Here is an 18,782-nt window from a genome sequence, read left to right on the forward strand (position 1 = left end):
TTCCTGCGTTTTACAGAAGCTTTGATGCGCATCCACTTTGGTCGGAACTCCTGCTTGATTAGTTCTCCCCTGGGTACAAAAGTAAAGGCCACCTTCTGAGAAGGTGGCCTTTGAGAATTCTCCTGTAAGGGGGGACTGTCAACTTTCGATTACTGCTCTAGCAATTCTATCTGCAGTTCATACGTTTGTTCCGTTTTCTCCTGATCCCTCACATATCGTCTGATAATTTCTTCATTCACTTCCACCGTATCGACAAAGTAGCCTCGGGACCAAAAATGGTTTCCCCATTGCTTCTTCATGATATGTGGAAAACGATTATAAGGCCTGATGGTACTGCGTCCTTTTAGATGGCTCATCAGAGTTGATATCGAGATCTTCGGTGGGATGATTACGACCAGATGTACATGATCGGGCTGAACATTTAGCTCCAGAACCTCACAATCCTTTATTCCACAGAGGATATAAACGCCCTGGACAGCTCCTTACCCAGCTTATCTTTCAGGATCCTGAATCGGTACTTTGGCGTCCAGACTATGCGGTATTTGCAACGCAAATATTTATATGATGAACTCCTGTAAAGTCCCATGACGGTTTGTCTCCTTTTACTTGTGGTGAGTAAGAAGAAATACTCCGACATGGGCATTCTTCAGGCTATATCCTTACAGAATCAATCACCATCTCACTAGAAGGTAGTTTACGGATGACAACAAAAAAAGCCCGCATAGCAGGCTTCTTTCCCTTCCGGCGCTTATCTCCGGCATCTACATCTAAGTGACGGCAGCTCTTCACAAGGTATGATTTAACATATCCGACCACCGTAAACCTAGCAATGAGTTTAGCGTAAAATTACAGCCTGCATCACACTACGGAGGTCATAGTTGAGGTTGTAAGCATCCCTGTAAACCGGACCATTCACTTTCAGAGATCTTCCGGCATACTGACTATGTCCCCGGAGGAGATCACCATGCGCAAAGCACGATTCACCGAACACCAGATCATCGCCGTTCTGAAGTCCGTCGAAGCCGGACGCACCGTTAAGGATGTCTGCCGCGAGGCCGGGATCTCTGAGGCCTCGTACTACAACTGGAAAGCGAAGTTCGGAGGCATGGAAGCCTCTGATATCAAAAAGATGGAGGATCTTGAGGATGAAAACCGCCGGCTGAAACAAATGTTTGCAGACCTGAGTCTCGAGTGCCGCGCCCTGAAAGACGTTATTGAAAAAAGCTTTAAAACCAGCGATAAAGCGTGAGCTGGTCAGCTATCTGACCGCGCAGTTTGCCATGAGCTTACGTCAGGCATGCAGGACATTGTCGCTGAGCAGGACGGTATTTCGTTATCAGCCGGATACGCGACGCGATGAGCCGGTGATTATGGCGCTGAGCGTGGCGGCTGAACGCTATCCGCGATACGGATTTAAAAAGCTTTTTCTGGTGCTGCGCAGGTAGGGCAATATCTGGAACCATAAAAGAGTTCACCGTATTTACTGCCTGCTGAAACTGAATTTTCGCCGTAAGGGAAATCAGCGCCTGCCGGTGCGTTATCCGGCTCCGCTGGCGACGCCAGAGGCGATGAATCAGAGCTGGTCCATCGATTTTATGAACGATGCGCTGGTGTGCGGCAGGCGCTTCCGGACCTTCAACGTGGTGGATGATTTTAATCGCGAAGCACTGGCGATCGAAATTGACCTGAATATCCCCGCGCAGCGGGTCGTGAGAGTGCTGGAATTTATTAGGCCCGGCAAGCCCACGCAGAATGCCTTTATCGAACGGTTCAACCGGACGTACAGGACAGAAATACTGGATTTTTATCTGTTCAGAACACTGAATGAAGTACGGGAAATTACAGAGCGCTGGCTGGAAGAATATAACAACGAGCGCCCTCATGAATCCCGGAATAACCTGCGCCGGAAGAATACCGGCTGATGGCTGAAACCCCGGAAATATCAAAAAAGCATGGAACTAAAATGGGTCTATTTATATTGTATCCAAGATTGCCAATTCTTGAAAAAAGAAAAACGTGAGCCTGTAAACTATTTTCTGAATTTATAAAGACATTAGTTAATATAGCGGCATAATTAATAACTTATAAAATCATAACTTAAGACTCACTTAATCAATCACAAATAATTATGTCACTTGGTTTTTAGTGGAAGTCCTAATAAAACCTCCCTCGACCAAGGCAGAGTAAAATGATTATTATCAAACATTATAGGGTAATTTTCACTTGATACATAAGAACACTTATTATCGCTACAGCCGAAGTTGTATAAATCAACGTAGTGTATATTATGAGCGTTCATTTTATTTATCAGAACAGCATTCAACTCTGCGGGCTCTTTTAACTCATGTTTTTTAACATTATTAAATTCCAGAAGTGCGATTCTGTAAAATGGAGTGTCATATACTTTAGTTTGCCCCAACACATATATATTTTTAGAGTATTTGCTAAGAAACTTCACAGCGTTCATTAAATTCTCTGATATCTGTGCTTGCGAGAAGTATTTTTTTCCATCAACCCAATTTGCAGACAGTAAAACCGTATCAATCTTGTACTCTTTAATATATTCCCCATAAAGCTTATTCATCAAATCAGTGCATCTTTTTTCACCACGTGAGTTTATAAAAGGCATGCAACCAGAGGAAGTAACTTGCATTATCTGGTAGTCTTTATATAGTTCTTTCGCTGCAGCATAATATTCAGCAGCGTGACTATCACCAATAAGTAATAACCTAGGCTTTCCATTATCTTCGCTTTTTACCAAGCATTTATCTTCATCAAATTGCGAGGCATTATTATAACCACTGGTAAGAAAACAGACTCTATTAATATTACCAAACTGGTAAACTCCTTCATCACTGGATCCGTATGTGTGAAATTTATCCATAGTCAATATCGTGTCAGACATCCAAAATTTTGAAACACTAAATTTACTACCAACAAATGCAACTACTGAAATTAACATTGCAAATACTGCCAGAGAATATACTCTAGTTTTACATCTTTTTTCTATATAATTATATGAGAGATAACCCAAAATGAAGGAAATGGATATCCCTACCAATTGACTAAAGAAATTAAACTCAATGCCATTTAAATAAAATAACGATACTATTGGCCAATGAAATAAATATATAGAATAAGAAGATGACCCAACTACTTGAAATGGTTTTGCACGTAATAAGGTTTTATCATTTCCTACATTCGCATGTAAAAGTAGCGCTGTAGCGACGGTCGGGATAAGAGTCTCAACACCAGGCCAATTAAAACTCTCTTTAATCATCGCAGTAAATGCAATCAAAACTATCAATGCAATTATTTCTGTGGTTCTGGGATATTTATTTTTTATAGTAAGTGATGATGCCATCGCCCCAATCATCAATTCCCAGGCTCGGCTTGGCAACAAATAAAATGAATAAGTTTGATTATACCTAGTTAAAAAAACACAAAAACACAAGGATAGCAGTATTATGCATAAATAGACTGTATATTTACCACATTTCTTTGAGAGGTAATTTGACATTAGTAGAATAAACGGGAAAAACAAATAAAACTGCCACTCTACAGATAAAGACCATGTATGTAAAAATATAAAACTATCTGCAGAATCAGTAAAGTAACTGGATGTAGCTTTAAGGTAATATAAATTAGATGTAAATGATAGGGATGAAACTACCTGATAAAACAAACTCTGTAACATCGAAGGAGGAGTAAAAATAATTGCAAGTACAAACGAGAATAACACACATGCGACTAAAGCAGGATAAATTCTCTTAAATCTTTTTTCATAGAAATTTAAAATCCAACCTTTTGAACCAAGCTTATTTCTACAAATTTCATTCATCAAAAAACCTGATATGACAAAAAATACATCTACCCCTGCATAGCCACCATAAAAATATCCTATTTTAAAATGAAAAAGAACAACCATCGTGACTGCAATGAAACGTAAGCCATTAATATCAAGACGAAACATTTAAATAACCTTGGGATAGTTTATGAGTAAACAATAAATGATAATTTATAAGTCGTATCTGATAGACATTATCTTTATCATTACTATCATTATGTCATCTAGAAATCCATGCATATTAGATACTCTCATAATAAAAAAGTGAGATAATCCATTGTCATAATCAATGATGCACATATATTAATGCATAAAAATATGGTGGTAATCATGGTGCATAATTTACTAATATACACTAACTGATATAAAGATAGACGAAACACTAAATTGCGTCATTCATATTGTTTTATTTAATAAAACATGCAACAGCCATACAAATAAAAACATTAAACCATTTAATAGATCAAATAAAATATGAGAAGGGTTACCCCCTCTCATTGTACTAATGAGATATGGATTAATCACTACCGAACAGATCTCGCGTATAAATTTTTTCTGCAACATCGCTAAGCTCGTCAGCCATTCGGTTCGATATAATAACATCTGCTTCTTTTTTAAACTCGCCCAGGTCACGAACCACTCGGGAATTAAAGAACTCATCCTCTTGCATCACCGGCTCGTAAATAATAACCGGGATACCTTTAGCTTTAATGCGCTTCATAATCCCTTGGATAGAAGAGGCACGGAAGTTATCTGAGCCGCTCTTCATAATCAGACGATAAACCCCAACCACTTTCGGTTTACGCGCAAGGATAGAGTCAGCAATAAAGTCTTTACGGGTACGGTTAGCATCCACAATAGCGCCAATGATATTGTTTGGCACCGATTCGTAGTTGGCCAGCAGCTGTTTAGTATCTTTCGGCAGGCAGTATCCACCGTAACCGAATGACGGGTTGTTATAGTGATTGCCGATCCGCGGATCCAGGCACACGCCTTCAATAATCTGCTTGCTGTTGAGGCCCTGGCTTTCTGCATAGCTATCCAGCTCATTAAAATAGGCGACACGCAGAGCAAGGTAGGTATTGGCAAACAGCTTGATTGCCTCCGCTTCGGTCGAATCGGTAAACAGCGTCGGGATATCCTGCTTGATAGCACCTTCTTTCAGCAGATTGGCAAAACGCTCTGCCCGCTCCGAACGTTCACCGATGACAATGCGAGAAGGATGCAGGTTATCATACAGCGCCCTGCCTTCACGCAGAAATTCCGGGGAGAAAATGACATTGTCTATACCCAGACGCTCTTTGATATCACGGGTGAAACCGACCGGAATGGTCGATTTGATGATCATGACAGCGTTGGGGTTAATCTCAGTGACATCACGAATAACGGCTTCAACCGTTGAAGTATTGAAGTAGTTAGTTTTTGGATCGTAGTCAGTCGGTGTGGCAATAATGACATAGTCAGCATTGCGATATGCATCTTCTTTGTCAGTTGTCGCACGAAAATTCAGCGTTTTTTCAGCCAGATATTCCTGAATCTCTTTATCGACAATCGGCGACATCTTCTGGTTAAGCATATCAACTTTAGATTGTACGATATCCAGCGCAACCACTTCGTGGTTCTGCGCAATCAGGATGCCGTTCGATAAACCAACATAACCGGTACCGGAAATAGTAATTTTCATTCGATCACACTTTAATCAGTTAACTGGACAGCGGCATAGTAGCCACCCTGTAATCAACAATTCTGGCGGTTCTACTCTCTGTCCTGGTACATGTCAAGAAACAGACCAGGAATGGTCGAAAGCAAGCAGCAGAACTCTAATATGAGGTCAAACATTCTTAACAGAACGTATTCGAATTGGGAAATATTTATAGAAAAATCCCGGTTATTTTATAACCGGGATTTGATTACCTTTGACCACAAACGATTATTCCATCCACTCGGTATGGAATACACCATCTTTATCAGTGCGCTTATAAGTATGTGCGCCGAAATAGTCGCGCTGAGCCTGAATCAGGTTAGCCGGCAGCACTGCAGAACGATAGCTGTCGTAGTAGGCAATGGCAGCAGAGAATGTCGGAACCGGGATGCCATTCTGAACAGCGTAAGCCACGACATCACGCAGCGCCTGCTGATATTCATCAGCAATCTGCTTGAAGTACGGCGCCAGCAACAAGTTGGCGATACCCGCATTCTGCTCGTAAGCATCAGTGATTTTCTGCAGGAACTGAGCACGGATGATGCAACCCGCACGGAAGATTTTGGCAATCTCACCGTAGTTCAGATCCCAGTTGTATTCATTCGACGCAGCACGCAGCTGGGAGAAGCCTTGAGCATAAGAAACAATCTTGCCAAGATATAAAGCGCGACGAACTTTCTCTACAAACTCAGCCTTATCACCAGCTGGTTGAGCTTTTGGCCCCGTCAGGACTTTAGACGCAGCAACGCGCTGATCTTTCAGAGAAGAAATATAACGAGCGAAGACTGACTCGGTAATCAGGGACAGCGGTTCACCCAGATCCAGTGAACTCTGGCTGGTCCATTTACCTGTACCTTTGTTGGCAGCTTCATCAAGAATCACATCAACAAGGTATTTACCTTCTTCATCTTTTTTAGTGAAGATGTCTTTGGTGATATCAATCAGATAGCTGCTGAGCTCGCCTTCGTTCCACTTGGTAAAGGTTGTTGCCAGCTCTTCATTAGAAAGTGCCAGACCACCTTTCAATAAAGCATAGGCTTCGGCAATCAGCTGCATGTCGCCATATTCGATACCGTTGTGTACCATTTTAACATAGTGACCCGCACCATCAGCACCAATATAGGCGACACAAGGTTCACCGTCTTCCGCACGAGCTGCGATCTGCTCAAGAATTGGCGCTACCAGTTCATAAGCCTCTTTCTGCCCACCAGGCATGATTGAAGGGCCTTTCAGTGCGCCCTCTTCCCCACCAGAAACACCGGTACCAATGAAGTTAAAACCTTCCGCAGACAGCTCACGATTACGACGGATAGTGTCCTGGAAGAAGGTGTTACCACCATCAATGATGATGTCGCCTTTGTTCAGATACGGTTTAAGAGAATCAATCGCACTATCAGTGCCAGCGCCTGCTTTCACCATCAACAGGATGCGGCGTGGAGTTTCGAGGGATTCAACAAACTCTTTAACGGTATAATGTGGGACCAGTTTCTTGCCTGGATTTTCGGCAATCACTTCTTCGGTCTTTTCACGGGAGCGGTTGAAAACAGAGACGGTATAACCACGACTTTCGATGTTGAGCGCAAGGTTGCGCCCCATCACTGCCATACCGACAACCCCGATCTGTTGCTTGGACATTACATACTCCTGTCTGGTGTGGTCACTGCGACAATCTCGCAGCTTAAAGATGTAGATTATGTTAGCTCAAAGCTAGTAAGCCGCATAGCGTAAATTTTTATTTTCATATAAAAGTTGCTATTAAAGAATATGAAATATCCCTAAGCACGTTTTATAATAATAAACTTTCATATAGTTTTCATTTCCAAAATGGAAACACAAACAAGTTAAATTCATAGACCCCCCATATTAAGAAAGAAAACAAAATCGCTATAGGAAACCAATTTAACATGTAAGAATAAAGTTTAACACTGACGATAGGTTTTACAAAGAAAGGATATACTAAAAAAGTAATTAGCACCTGAGAAATAGATAGAACCAGCGACACATACCATAAAGAAGAATAAAGTAAGATTGTTGTTGACATGCATACAACGACCAACCCTGCAATTATATTCCAATAAAATTCAATATTAGTTTTACCATTAGCTTGTGCGATCGCACCTGTTAACCCCCCCATAGGTCGTAACATTCCAAAGAGAAGCATGAAGGGAAGCAAATTCATAATTGAAATTCTTTGCTCACCATATAAAACAGAAATAATCACAGGGGAGAAAATATAAATAAATAAGAATGTTAATGCGCTGAGGGAAACAATAACAAAAGTCCCCTTTAAATATACAGAACTTAGAGCCCTACTATCATTCTGAGCCTCGGCGAATCGTGGCAAAGCCAATCTATTAATAACAGGCGATATTAATTTCAATGGCTGCATAATTAGATCTTTAGCAAGGGAATAGAGCCCTAAAGACTCACTCCCAAGAACCTTGCCAATTATAATAACATCTAGTTGAGTTCTTAATTGGTTAATTATTTGAGAGCCTAACTGATAAATCCCATATTGAAAAACATTTTTACAAATACTTTTTTCAAAGACAAACTGGGGCCTCCATTCTTTCTCACCAAAAAATGACATGAATAACAACCGTAGAACAGCGTTAACAATAAGACCAAGGACAACAGCAGAAGTTCTTAAATCAGTAAAAAATATGGCCAGTATTACACATGCAAATGAGATTGTTTTAGCGGACATCTCTATTTTTGATAGAGAAATCATTTTCTTCGCTTTTATAAAATGGGCCTGATATTGAGACAGTGAACCTAAAAAAATAAAATTTATACTAGTGAGTAATATGAGTGGCTGCAAATTATCCATCTGGTAAAATTTAGATAGTGGCCATGCCGACATTAACACAATTAAGCCAGCTAAAAGACTCAAAGCAAAATTTACCCAATATATTGTACTTTGCTCTCTTCTGCTAAGATCTTGCCTATGTACAATGTAGCTACTCATTCCCATATCTTGTAAAATCATAGCTATCATAAGAATTGAGTTAACGATCGCTAGCAACCCTAATTCATGTAATTCTAAATGACGGGCTAGTATACTAATTTGAATAATCTGCAAACCTGCTGAAAATAGATTAGAAAACAACAACCATGCAGCTTGCTTTCTCAACCCACTCATCTGATATGCTCCAGTAATTCAGCCATTTTCTCATATTCTCTTACTTGATTAAATGACGTCTCGATTTTACTTCTAGCATTATCTTCAATAAATTTCAAATTACGTTCTCTTTTAACAATGCTAATCAAAATTTCAGCTATCTCATGAAAATTACGTTCAGTACATAGCCAACCAGAAACATCATTGTCAATCAATTCGGGGATACCACTATGATATGTGGAGATAACAGGCAGACCAATAGCCATTGCCTCCATTAAAGCAACGGGTATTCCCTCCATATCTCCATTATCAGCTGTAATTGACGGTAAAAGAAATACATCGCTATGCATTAACATTGTTTTGACAGATGATTGTGGCTGAAAACCGACAATTTTAATTTTACTTTCAAGATTAAGTCTGTTTATTAAAATCTGCAAGGATTCCAACAAATCGCCATACCCAACAATTGCATACTCAAAATTATAACCAGCTTTATTTAAAATATCACAGGCCTGAATTGCATACGATAAACCTTTCTTTTCCGTCAAGCGACAAACAGATATTATTTTCAAACATTTATTGTCAAATGTTCGCGGTGAGTAATTAAAATCGTCAACTTTAATCCCCATCCTGATAATAGTAATCTTACTTTTATCACATCCCATTTCTATTAACTTATTCTTCCATGTTAGGCTAACTGGCAAAAAATGTTCGCCATCGATAAATAATTGCCTGTAAGAAGAGGAATATCTATTTAAAAGACTCGTCGCCGATAAATCATAACCATGAAAAACAGTAACTATTTTACCGGTTAAAATACCACAATGCCTTAAACTATTAGCTAATACACCACAAGGTCCAAAATGTGAAATGATCACATCACTTTCAATTTTTTTGTTAATACGTCCAACTAGAGAAGGAAGTAGGAGCGAATATGTTAAGAAACTAAAACTTTTTGCATTAAACGCCGAAAAGCCACCACGAATTAGAGCATTCAATGAATATAAAGCTCGATAACCTAATTGATAAAATTTATTTTTACTGGATAAATCTTTTTCAAATATATATGATACTTTATTTGCAATATCATAATTAATATAATCGCTATGTAGTTTATCAAGATCACCGGGATAAACAGAAAGAATACTAACCTCATATCCCATTTTTATAAATGAAACGACCTGATTTAGAACAAATGTCTCTGAAGCAAGTGGGAACCTAATGCAAAAGAATAATATTTTCATTTTTCACCAATTTTTTTAATTAGATCGCCTATCAGTTTTTTACCATTTCCCTTTACTTCTTCTATTTTCACTTTTAATTTATTTCTAACTTCATCATGATTTGAATGCAGATAATTAATTTTATTTGTAATTTCATCAGTAAACAAATCCTTAACGCTTATTGCTAAGGAGTCAAACTCTAAAGAGTTCATAATACCTTTAGACTTGTGTTCGTAATTAATAGCGATAGCAGGAGTGCCAAAATTCATGGAAATAATTGCAGAATGCAATCGGGTACCAATTGTAAAAACACACTTACTCAAAAGAAACCCTAATTGCACATCATTAATTTCATCCATAACAACATGGCAGCTACCATTACTTTTAACTTTATTCTGAATGGATAGAGCAATCATACGGTCATCATTATTGTAGCTTTCAATACCGGTGCACGTTGAAAAAATAACAACTTGATAACCTAAACTAATAATATGTTCAATAACACTAGAAACTGCGAATTCATATTGCTCTTGTGTTACTCCCAAGCGCTTATCAAATGGTGCTAACTTACGCACAGTTAATGCAACAGTTTTATTTTCATCAATCACGTATGACCAATGTTCAGTAATATAATTCTTACTATATTGAGCCTCAGCAACATCAACTAAGAAAGCAGTATCGATACCCATTGATACATTACTCATATCAAAACCATCTTTGATAAGGATTTGCTTGCTAACATCTTCCCTGAGAATTAACTCATTAACTCTTGAAAATGCATATTTAGCAACTTTGTTGAAGTTTCTATTTTCAAATGGGCCGACGCTATGTCCAATAAGATAAATAGGTTTTTTTGCCATGAGAGTACAGAATATATGTTCAAACTGAGCAGCCCCATATAAATCTACAAAAAAAGAGCCGCCTACCTGGATAACAGCATCATAATCATCGATATTGCTAACAAAATCACAAATATAACTCGGTAATTTAATATATTGCAAAAAACCTTTTTTTTCACAATGTGCCAGTAAAATTCGTGGTAAAATTAAATTATTGATTTTATTCTTTACCTTTGAATATATTCCTGAACTATTTCTATTGCCTTTTAAAAAAAGAGTGTCTTGTTTTATTTTTTCATTTAATAAAAAAGCTGAGCTAATAGAATACCGGCTAATTGTATCAATCTCGATATTTTCGTCAATGCTCCTCAGACAATTAAGTAAGCCACGAAGAATAGCTGCATCACCACGATTGCCGCAAGTATGATTCCCAACAAGTAATAATTTCATAAGTATCCCTCAACAAAAACCCTGTCAAATTTGAAAATTACACAATAACCCATTTATTATCGATAAAAATCAGATCTTTATTCCAATTGCTATTATTAAACTTTTCCCCACCAATTATTTCTAATTTGGATTTGAGATTTATGGTATGCTTACCATCGCCTAAGGAGGATAACTTCAAAGTAAAACCATCGATTAAATTATCTTCATCAGGCAAAGATACAGTTATATCATCTCGAGCAGTAAATATATATCTTGCATATTCATCATTTAAATGATAATTTCCCTTTACTAATAATGTCTTATAATTTATTTTTGCTATCTGTCCTGATGGTGAAATCGCGGCTGTAATCACATCACCACTCTTCCATTCAAGTGAGTGTCTTTTATTGCTACCAGAAAACTGCATGCCAACTTCGGAATCGGAAATATCGAGGAAACTTACTTGCACATGATTAGCCGGTGTATTCTTACTTATGAATGAATATTTGTTGCCAAGAGATAAGAATCCATAATTCCACTGCTGATTAAATCCAGTATTGGCTGCTCTAGCTATATATGCTGAAGCCCCTCCAAATTTCGAATACGGAAGAATAACTGTATCAACTCCATTTACAATTCCTGATTTTGTTTTATTGTTTACTACTCCATTTTCTTGTACTACCCCTTTGATAGCTCTAGAATCACTAGGTAGTGTAATATTATAATTTGTAGCCCATATTTTAGTTATTGGATTAACTAATAATATATTACTCTTAGGAACCCCCATATGTTTTGTTTCCATATTCACCCAACCACTGGTAACAATTTTTCCTTTAGCAACAGATATGACATATGTCGTCCACTTGGGACTATCTTTGGTCTCTATAATCATACCAGGGAGGATTTTCGTATAATCAATCGATTCAGAAACAATAGAAGTTGGAGTAATATGAGCATTAGTAATGACTTCCCAGGGTTTATAGTCTGGGGCTGTATTATCAGCATATAGTGCTACAGAATCCCTATCAACATACTGCGTTAAACCATATAAAGAATTGATCCCTAACACAGGGAAATTAAAGGGATTATCAGAATTAGCTTTAAATGAGGCTACTACAGCACTTTGCCTCATACCATATGTATTTTTTGCCGCGTAGATCCCTTTAAGATACATAGGTGAGTATCCGTCATTTTTTGTTGTTGGTTTTCCTAAATAATTAAAGTTTATCTCTTGAGAAGAACCAATAACGGGAATACAAAGAAAAATTAAAGCTATTAATTTATGGGTACTTTCCATAATTGACTCTCCAAATAGTTTCACCTATAGCAATTGGTTATGGATACGATATAAATATTGAAGGGGTTCGCCACATGGTAATGCAGGAAAATAATAACAAGAAAACAGATAAAGCAATACAATATTTGGTAAGTTTCTTGGGTGATTTCTCTTGAACAAAATGAAGAAGTAGTGGGTATATCGCGCAAGAGAAGAATGTATTCCAATAAAAATTACGCATGAACCATGTCATTGATATTAAAAGTACACCATAAATACTTAGCATGGAGAAAAGTGACAGAATACATCTTGAATTATCATCTGAAAAAATATAATTCCTATTTTCTTTTTTGACGGTAAAACAAACTAAGAGAATCAATGGTATCAATGTTGTTAATATATTATAAACACGTCTAGGGACATTAAAATCATAAAAATTTGCGCCATCGACACCTCCTGCTAAATAAGCATCTGCTTTGGATGATAAATTCACCCCACTAAACAAAAAACTTAATGCAGAAACATGTTCGTATAGTAACCCCATAATATCAATCTTTACGACTATCGCTATTACAAACATTACTAGTGCAATTCGGGCTGCATAGATAGTCATTATTGTATTCATGAAAAAATATGAAAGAACACATACTAAAACAACAACTATTGCCCCCCAGTGAAATGAGAGTGCTATATAGAATATTAGTGATGCCCAAATATAATGTTTCCTATACAATAAGACACAAGCAATGCCTGCAAGTATCGATGAGACTCCTTGCCTATAGGCATTAGTTGATAGCTCTAAGACATCCCAGCTATAAAAACATGCAATTATTAGTAAGGATTTATAGTTCTTTCCTTTGAAGGTATATATCACGAAGATTAAAAGACAGAAAGTAAGAAATAAAGACGATGCAAAAATATATAACTGATGAGACTTACCAAATATAGCGATAAATTTCATCAAAGCATAAAACCCCCATCCCCATGAGAATGAATCCAAGTTTGATAAACTATCAAACTCACTAAGATACATTTTAGTATCTGTAGTCCCAGGATAACGGAGTCCATAAAAAAGAGTAATTAAAACAAAACTAAGAATTAATGTGAAATTGTCTAATTTTTTACTTCTCGTAATAATACTTAATGATGCCAAAAATAATGTTATTATTGAGCAAAGAAGATATAACAGCATCAATTCGTTATCTAAAAAATGAGGCATATAATACCCATCAACATTTAATTAAAACGCTCTACAATATTTACCCATAAATATTTGCTCATTGCATAAGGCAAATTAATTATTCTATATCTGATCGCAAGATCAAGATCATTCAAGGCAGAGTGATATTTTGCCCAAAAAGCAATATCTTTACGGGATTTATTCCAACCTCTACAATGGTAAGCGCTCAAATGGTTCACCATCATAACCTTCCATTTATTTTTTCTAAACCTTAAACATAGCTCAATATCTTCCTTGTACATGAAATAACTTCCCTCAAACCCTTTTTTATTTGATTTATCAAGGCATACGTTAAGTGCATTCCCTCTAATTAGCATAAAAGCTCCGCATACAGCAGATATATCAGTAGGTTCATTAGGTAGCTGTCTAACTGGTTCACCTGAACCTACATCGAACCATTTTCCATATAGACTTGATTTTATTCCTAATGAGTCAAAAACAGATAGTGATTTCATCTCATCAATTGAAAACCGAATCAAAGGTACAGAAAATATGCCGACATTATTATATTTTATTTCATTCGCCAAAGAGATTAACTTGTCTAAGACTTCACCTTCTACGCGAGCATCCGGGTTAAGTAATAGTATCCAGTCATCATCCTTTATTTTATGTAAGATCCTATTATTTCCCTTAACAAAACCAATATTATCTTCTTTGAATACTTCTAACTGATGTTTAGAAGACAAAGAATCGAGATAAGCAGGATTATTAGATCCTGAATCTACGATTTTTATATTGAGTTTCAATTTAGATGATTCTAATCCATCAATACACCATTGTATATGCTTTTGGCTATTGTGGGTAACAATGATAATTTTGCATTCCATAGACATTAAAAACCTCAATTTTCATCTGTGAACATTCTTTGAGAAAAACTGTTCAATATATTTAAGTATATATTTAGGTTTTTTCCTTTTTACGCTCCATATAATACTATCCACCATTTTAGCTTTTTTACTTTCTAACAATACTAAATAGTCGATGAATTTTGTTTCTTCTATACTGTATAATTCAGCATTACGCTCTCTCAATTCATTTAATGCCGAGAATAATGGATATGCTTTCGAGACTCTTTTTTCATCTTGCTGATGATCATGATACATAATATAAGTTGCTTTTGGTAATATTTTAAATGTACCAAAACTATAGCCTAATCTTAACCATGTATCCCAATCTTGTAACCTCTTGACTCTAGCATCAAAACCACCGATCTTTTTCATTCTTTCAGTTAGGGTGAATACTTGATTTGATGCTAAATTGTCAAAGAGTATATCTTTATAAGTCAGGTGAATATTTTCATTTATGTTTCGATAATGCAGTTTTTTTACTCCATTGCTGTAACAATCATAAAAATTACAACAAAGAAATGAATATTTATCATCCCAATTATCTACAAATATCTTAATCCTATCCGTGGTAAACACATCATCATCATCTAAGCCAGTGATAAATTGTCCAGTAGCATTAAATATTCCTAAATTTCTTGTAACACAAGCACCTTTGTTAACCTCATTCCTGAAATAGAGAACACGCTTATCCTCACTGCATAGTGAGTTCATATATTCTTGTGTTCCATCCTGTGATGCATCATCACATACTAATAATTCGATATTCTCATAATCTTGCAATAATACCGATTGTATTGCCCTTTTTAATCTATCTAGCCTATTATGCGTTGATATATAGACACTGACTTTAGGAACTCTACAACTCTCAGGATTCATATTTTTAAGTCCAATTGTTCAGTAAACTAATCTTGATATATAGAATTTATAACTTTACTAACATTAACATTAAAGTTTGAGGGCTTAATATCATATCCATTTATTTTTTTACAATCTAAAGTTGAATACTTAGGTCTCTTGGCTAAAGTTGGATACTGTTCAGTTGTTAGTCTATTTATTACGGGCATATTTTTAATTTTATTTTCTTTATTAAGCTCAATAATAATTTGTTCGGCAAACTCCCTCCAACTCATTTCCTCATCGCCACAAAAATGATAAATCCCTCCAGGGGCTCGTACAATTAATAACTGTATTATTGCAGTTGCTATATCGCCTGCGTATGTTGGGCAACCATACTGGTCATCAACAACACCGATTTGCTCTCGCTCTGAAGCTAAGCGCAGCATCGTTTTAAGAAAATTATTACCATACTCACTGAATACCCACGCTGTACGTATTATTATAGCATCCGGATACACTTCAGATACAGCCACCTCACCATCCAGTTTAGTTCTTCCATAAACTCCTAATGGATTTGGCAAATCATCCTCAGTATAGGGCGTAGCCTGTGTGCCATCAAAAACATAATCAGTTGAAACATGAACAAAACGTGCCTTAAATGCCTTAGCTGCAGCTGCTAAATACATAGGTCCATTCGTATTTACGAGTCTGGCTATATTGATTTGCTCTTCAGCTTTGTCTACTGCAGTATAAGCCGCAGCATTAACGATAACATCAGGTCTCATTTCTTCAACAAACTCAGTAACCTGACTTTCATTTGTTATATCAAGGTCATTAGAATCAGTTGCTATTACTTGCCATTCTTTTGGCATTCTATCGATAAAACAGTTCCCAAGCTGTCCTTTTGCTCCGGTTAATAATACCTTCATGCAAATAGCTCCTTTAATGTTTTTCCATTCTTATCTTTTTCTGAAAGCAGAGGAGATTTCTCAGGCCAATCTATACCGATATCAGCATCATTCCAAATAACACACCCCTCGAACCCAGGATTATAATAATCGGTACACTTATACTCAAAATCAGCAATGTCGGAAAGAACAACAAAGCCATGAGCTAAACCAGGGGGTATCCAGAACTGAGTTTTATTTTCTTCTGAAAGGATTACTCCTTCCCATTTCCCAAATGTTGGCGACTCAGGTCTAATATCGACTGCTACATCGAAGACTTCACCGCGCACAACCCGGACTAATTTTCCTTGCGCATGTTGTGTTTGAAAGTGTAATCCACGAAGAACACCTTTAGCTGATCGGGAGTGATTATCCTGAACAAAGTCCAAATCAATATTCAACATTTCTTGATAGCGTTTTTTTTCATAAGTCTCTACGAAGAAACCTCGAGCATCACCGAAGACGTTTGGTTGTATAATCTTGACATCAGCAATTTTAGTATCAATAATCTGCATTATTATTTCTCCTCTACCAACATTTGAAGGTATTGTCCATATTGAGTTTTTGAAAGTACTTTAGCTTGTGCTAATACTTCATCTTTTGAGAGCCACCCTTTTCGATAAGCAATCTCTTCAAGGCAAGCCACTTTGAAGCCCTGGCGCTGTTCAATAGTATGGATAAACTGAGATGCTTCTAATAAACTCTCATGAGTACCGGTATCTAACCAGGCAAATCCGCGACCGAGTTTTTCAACATGTAAATTGCCATGCTCAAGGTACATTTCATTTAATGTAGTAATCTCTAACTCACCTCTGGCAGATGGTTTAACTTTCTTTGCCATTTCCACAACATTCTTGTCATAGAAATATAGTCCTGTAACTGCCCAATTGGATTTAGGCTCAGACGGTTTTTCTTCAAGTGATACCGCACGATTGTTTTCATCAAATTCAACAACGCCGAATCGCTCCGGGTCCATTACCTGGTAGCCAAAAACAGTTGCTCCATCAGTACGCTGTACAACAGCTTCTAACTTGCGTCCAAAGCTTTCGCCAAAGTAAATATTGTCACCCAAGACCAATGCGCAACTATCTCCGTTAATAAACTCTTCTCCAATCAGGAAGGCCTGAGCAAGCCCATCCGGGCTTGGTTGAATGGCATAGCTAAATTTAACGCCAAACTGGCTGCCATCACCGAGCAAACGTTTAAATCCAGGCATATCATCTGGAGTCGAAATAACTAATATATCTCGTATACCAGCAAGCATAAGAACTGAGATTGGATAATAAACCATTGGTTTATCATAAATTGGCAAAAGTTGTTTAGAAGTCCCTTTAGTAATAGGATAAAGACGAGTGCCAGAACCACCTGCAAGAACAATACCTTTCATTTTCTATTCCTTGATTAATTAACGAGACAGGCCTAAGCGCTCACCAGCATATGAACCATCTTTTACACGGCTCCACCACACTTCATTAGCCAGATACCATTCAACTGTTTTACGAATTCCACTTTCAAAAGTTTCCAGTGGTTTCCATCCGAGTTCTCTATAGATCTTATCAGCATCAATCGCGTAGCGCATATCATGGCCGGGACGATCTGTAACATATTTAATAAGGTCAGTATATTGTGCAACACCAGCAGGCTTAACAGGAACAAGCTCTTCAAGCAACTGGCATATAGTCATCACGACATCAATATTTTTACGTTCGTTATGACCGCCAATATTGTAGGTTTCTGCAACTTGTCCTTCTGTAACGACTTTATACAATGCACGGGCATGATCCTCAACATATAGCCAATCGCGAATCTGTCCACCATCACCGTACACTGGAAGAGGTTTACCATCCAATGCATTCAAAATGATCAACGGTATTAATTTTTCCGGAAAATGATACGGCCCATAATTATTAGAGCAATTCGTCACTATTGTTGGAAGCCCATAGGTTCGATGCCATGCCCGAACTAAATGGTCACTTGAAGCTTTGGATGCAGAATATGGGCTACTCGGAGCATAAGGAGTTGTCTCAGTGAATAGGTCATCCGTTCCGTGAAGGTCCCCATAAACTTCATCAGTCGAGATATGGTGAAAACGGAAATTTTGCTTTCTTTTCTCATCTAACTGATTCCAGTAAGAACGCGAGGCCTCAAGCATCGTATAAGTGCCAATGATATTGGTTTCGATAAACTCTGCTGGGCCATCGATAGAGCGATCTACGTGACTTTCTGCAGCCAGGTGCATTACAGCATCTGGTTGCTGTTCACTGAAAACACGGTCTAATTCGGCCCTGTCGCAGATATTCACATGTTCAAATTTAAAGCGAGCATTGTCAGTAACTTCTTTCAACGACTCAAGATTACCCGCATATGTAAGGTTGTCTACAACAACGACTTCGTCTTTAGTATCTTTAATAATATGACGTACTACAGCTGACCCAATAAACCCAGCACCGCCAGTGACAATTATTTTCATGTT

At 37.4% G+C, this 18,782-nt stretch carries 14 protein-coding genes and 2 pseudogenes; 1 reads left to right on the forward strand and 15 read right to left on the reverse strand.

Annotated features, from left to right (window positions below; translation table 11 throughout):
- Positions 1–149: 149 nt before the first annotated feature.
- A pseudogene (gene tnpA, locus BV390_RS01945) lies at positions 150–586 on the reverse strand (IS200/IS605 family transposase).
- Between the two features lie 378 nt (positions 587–964).
- Between tnpA and BV390_RS01955 the strand changes: the two are divergent.
- Positions 965–1,962: pseudogene (locus BV390_RS01955) on the forward strand (IS3 family transposase).
- Between the two features lie 169 nt (positions 1,963–2,131).
- Here BV390_RS01955 and BV390_RS01960 read toward each other — a convergent pair.
- From BV390_RS01960 to rffG, 14 genes are all read right to left on the reverse strand, one after another.
- On the reverse strand, positions 2,132–3,973 hold the full coding sequence (locus BV390_RS01960; RefSeq protein ID WP_085396459.1) for an acyltransferase family protein: 1,842 nt from the start codon (positions 3,971–3,973) through the stop codon (positions 2,132–2,134).
- Between the two features lie 391 nt (positions 3,974–4,364).
- Positions 4,365–5,531 carry a UDP-glucose 6-dehydrogenase gene (ugd, locus tag BV390_RS01965; RefSeq protein ID WP_032699193.1) on the reverse strand — a complete coding sequence of 389 codons (1,167 nt, stop codon included), beginning with the start codon at positions 5,529–5,531 and terminating at the stop codon, positions 4,365–4,367.
- A gap of 246 nt (positions 5,532–5,777) precedes the next feature.
- Positions 5,778–7,184 (reverse strand): NADP-dependent phosphogluconate dehydrogenase, encoded by a 1,407-nt coding sequence (gene gndA / locus BV390_RS01970; RefSeq protein WP_032699191.1) that lies wholly within the window; start codon positions 7,182–7,184, stop codon positions 5,778–5,780.
- A 178-nt stretch (positions 7,185–7,362) separates the two neighbouring features.
- Positions 7,363–8,691 (reverse strand): oligosaccharide flippase family protein, encoded by a 1,329-nt coding sequence (locus BV390_RS01975; RefSeq protein ID WP_085396460.1) that lies wholly within the window; start codon positions 8,689–8,691, stop codon positions 7,363–7,365.
- On the reverse strand, positions 8,688–9,914 hold the full coding sequence (locus BV390_RS01980) for a glycosyltransferase (RefSeq protein WP_085396461.1): 1,227 nt from the start codon (positions 9,912–9,914) through the stop codon (positions 8,688–8,690). Before BV390_RS01980 ends, BV390_RS01975 begins: the two co-directional genes overlap by 4 nt.
- Entirely contained in the window at positions 9,911–11,182 is a 1,272-nt protein-coding gene (gene wcaK / locus BV390_RS01985) for a colanic acid biosynthesis pyruvyl transferase WcaK (protein ID WP_085396463.1), read from the reverse strand. Before wcaK ends, BV390_RS01980 begins: the two co-directional genes overlap by 4 nt.
- 37 nt (positions 11,183–11,219) lie before the next feature.
- Positions 11,220–12,458 (reverse strand): hypothetical protein, encoded by a 1,239-nt coding sequence (locus BV390_RS01990; protein WP_032699187.1) that lies wholly within the window; start codon positions 12,456–12,458, stop codon positions 11,220–11,222.
- A gap of 37 nt (positions 12,459–12,495) precedes the next feature.
- Positions 12,496–13,656, reverse strand: a complete 1,161-nt coding sequence (locus BV390_RS01995) for an EpsG family protein (protein ID WP_072010674.1) — start codon at positions 13,654–13,656, stop codon at positions 12,496–12,498.
- 17 nt (positions 13,657–13,673) lie between these two features.
- Positions 13,674–14,510, reverse strand: a complete 837-nt coding sequence (locus tag BV390_RS02000) for a glycosyltransferase family 2 protein (RefSeq protein ID WP_032699185.1) — start codon at positions 14,508–14,510, stop codon at positions 13,674–13,676.
- A gap of 15 nt (positions 14,511–14,525) precedes the next feature.
- The gene (locus BV390_RS02005) at positions 14,526–15,401 is read right to left on the reverse strand and encodes a glycosyltransferase (RefSeq protein ID WP_085396465.1); all 876 of its coding nucleotides are present in this window, start codon (positions 15,399–15,401) and stop codon (positions 14,526–14,528) included.
- Positions 15,402–15,427: 26 nt separating this feature from the next.
- Entirely contained in the window at positions 15,428–16,291 is an 864-nt protein-coding gene (gene rfbD / locus BV390_RS02010) for a dTDP-4-dehydrorhamnose reductase (protein ID WP_032699182.1), read from the reverse strand.
- Positions 16,288–16,824 (reverse strand): dTDP-4-dehydrorhamnose 3,5-epimerase, encoded by a 537-nt coding sequence (rfbC, locus tag BV390_RS02015; RefSeq protein ID WP_032699180.1) that lies wholly within the window; start codon positions 16,822–16,824, stop codon positions 16,288–16,290. Before rfbC ends, rfbD begins: the two co-directional genes overlap by 4 nt.
- A 2-nt stretch (positions 16,825–16,826) precedes the next feature.
- On the reverse strand, positions 16,827–17,696 hold the full coding sequence (gene rfbA, locus BV390_RS02020) for a glucose-1-phosphate thymidylyltransferase RfbA (RefSeq protein ID WP_032699179.1): 870 nt from the start codon (positions 17,694–17,696) through the stop codon (positions 16,827–16,829).
- Positions 17,697–17,714: 18 nt separating this feature from the next.
- Positions 17,715–18,779, reverse strand: coding sequence for a dTDP-glucose 4,6-dehydratase (gene rffG / locus BV390_RS02025; protein WP_032699176.1), 1,065 nt, complete (start codon positions 18,777–18,779; stop codon positions 17,715–17,717).
- Positions 18,780–18,782 lie beyond the last annotated feature (3 nt).

The organism is Klebsiella sp. YJ, assembly GCF_002108615.1.
Taxonomy (GTDB): Bacteria; Pseudomonadota; Gammaproteobacteria; order Enterobacterales; family Enterobacteriaceae; genus Klebsiella; species Klebsiella planticola.

Coding starts and splice junctions, on each gene's coding strand:
- BV390_RS02000 (WP_032699185.1), bottom strand. CDS start 14,510: ATGTCTATGGAATGCAAAATTATCATTGTTACCCACAATAGCCAAAAG.
- rfbD (WP_032699182.1), bottom strand. CDS start 16,291: ATGAAGGTATTATTAACCGGAGCAAAAGGACAGCTTGGGAACTGTTTT.
- BV390_RS01980 (WP_085396461.1), bottom strand. CDS start 9,914: ATGAAAATATTATTCTTTTGCATTAGGTTCCCACTTGCTTCAGAGACA.
- BV390_RS02005 (WP_085396465.1), bottom strand. CDS start 15,401: ATGAATCCTGAGAGTTGTAGAGTTCCTAAAGTCAGTGTCTATATATCA.
- rfbC (WP_032699180.1), bottom strand. CDS start 16,824: ATGCAGATTATTGATACTAAAATTGCTGATGTCAAGATTATACAACCA.
- rffG (WP_032699176.1), bottom strand. CDS start 18,779: ATGAAAATAATTGTCACTGGCGGTGCTGGGTTTATTGGGTCAGCTGTA.
- ugd (WP_032699193.1), bottom strand. CDS start 5,531: ATGAAAATTACTATTTCCGGTACCGGTTATGTTGGTTTATCGAACGGC.
- BV390_RS01975 (WP_085396460.1), bottom strand. CDS start 8,691: ATGAGTGGGTTGAGAAAGCAAGCTGCATGGTTGTTGTTTTCTAATCTA.
- BV390_RS01960 (WP_085396459.1), bottom strand. CDS start 3,973: ATGTTTCGTCTTGATATTAATGGCTTACGTTTCATTGCAGTCACGATG.
- BV390_RS01995 (WP_072010674.1), bottom strand. CDS start 13,656: ATGCCTCATTTTTTAGATAACGAATTGATGCTGTTATATCTTCTTTGC.
- rfbA (WP_032699179.1), bottom strand. CDS start 17,696: ATGAAAGGTATTGTTCTTGCAGGTGGTTCTGGCACTCGTCTTTATCCT.
- BV390_RS01990 (WP_032699187.1), bottom strand. CDS start 12,458: ATGGAAAGTACCCATAAATTAATAGCTTTAATTTTTCTTTGTATTCCC.
- wcaK (WP_085396463.1), bottom strand. CDS start 11,182: ATGAAATTATTACTTGTTGGGAATCATACTTGCGGCAATCGTGGTGAT.
- gndA (WP_032699191.1), bottom strand. CDS start 7,184: ATGTCCAAGCAACAGATCGGGGTTGTCGGTATGGCAGTGATGGGGCGC.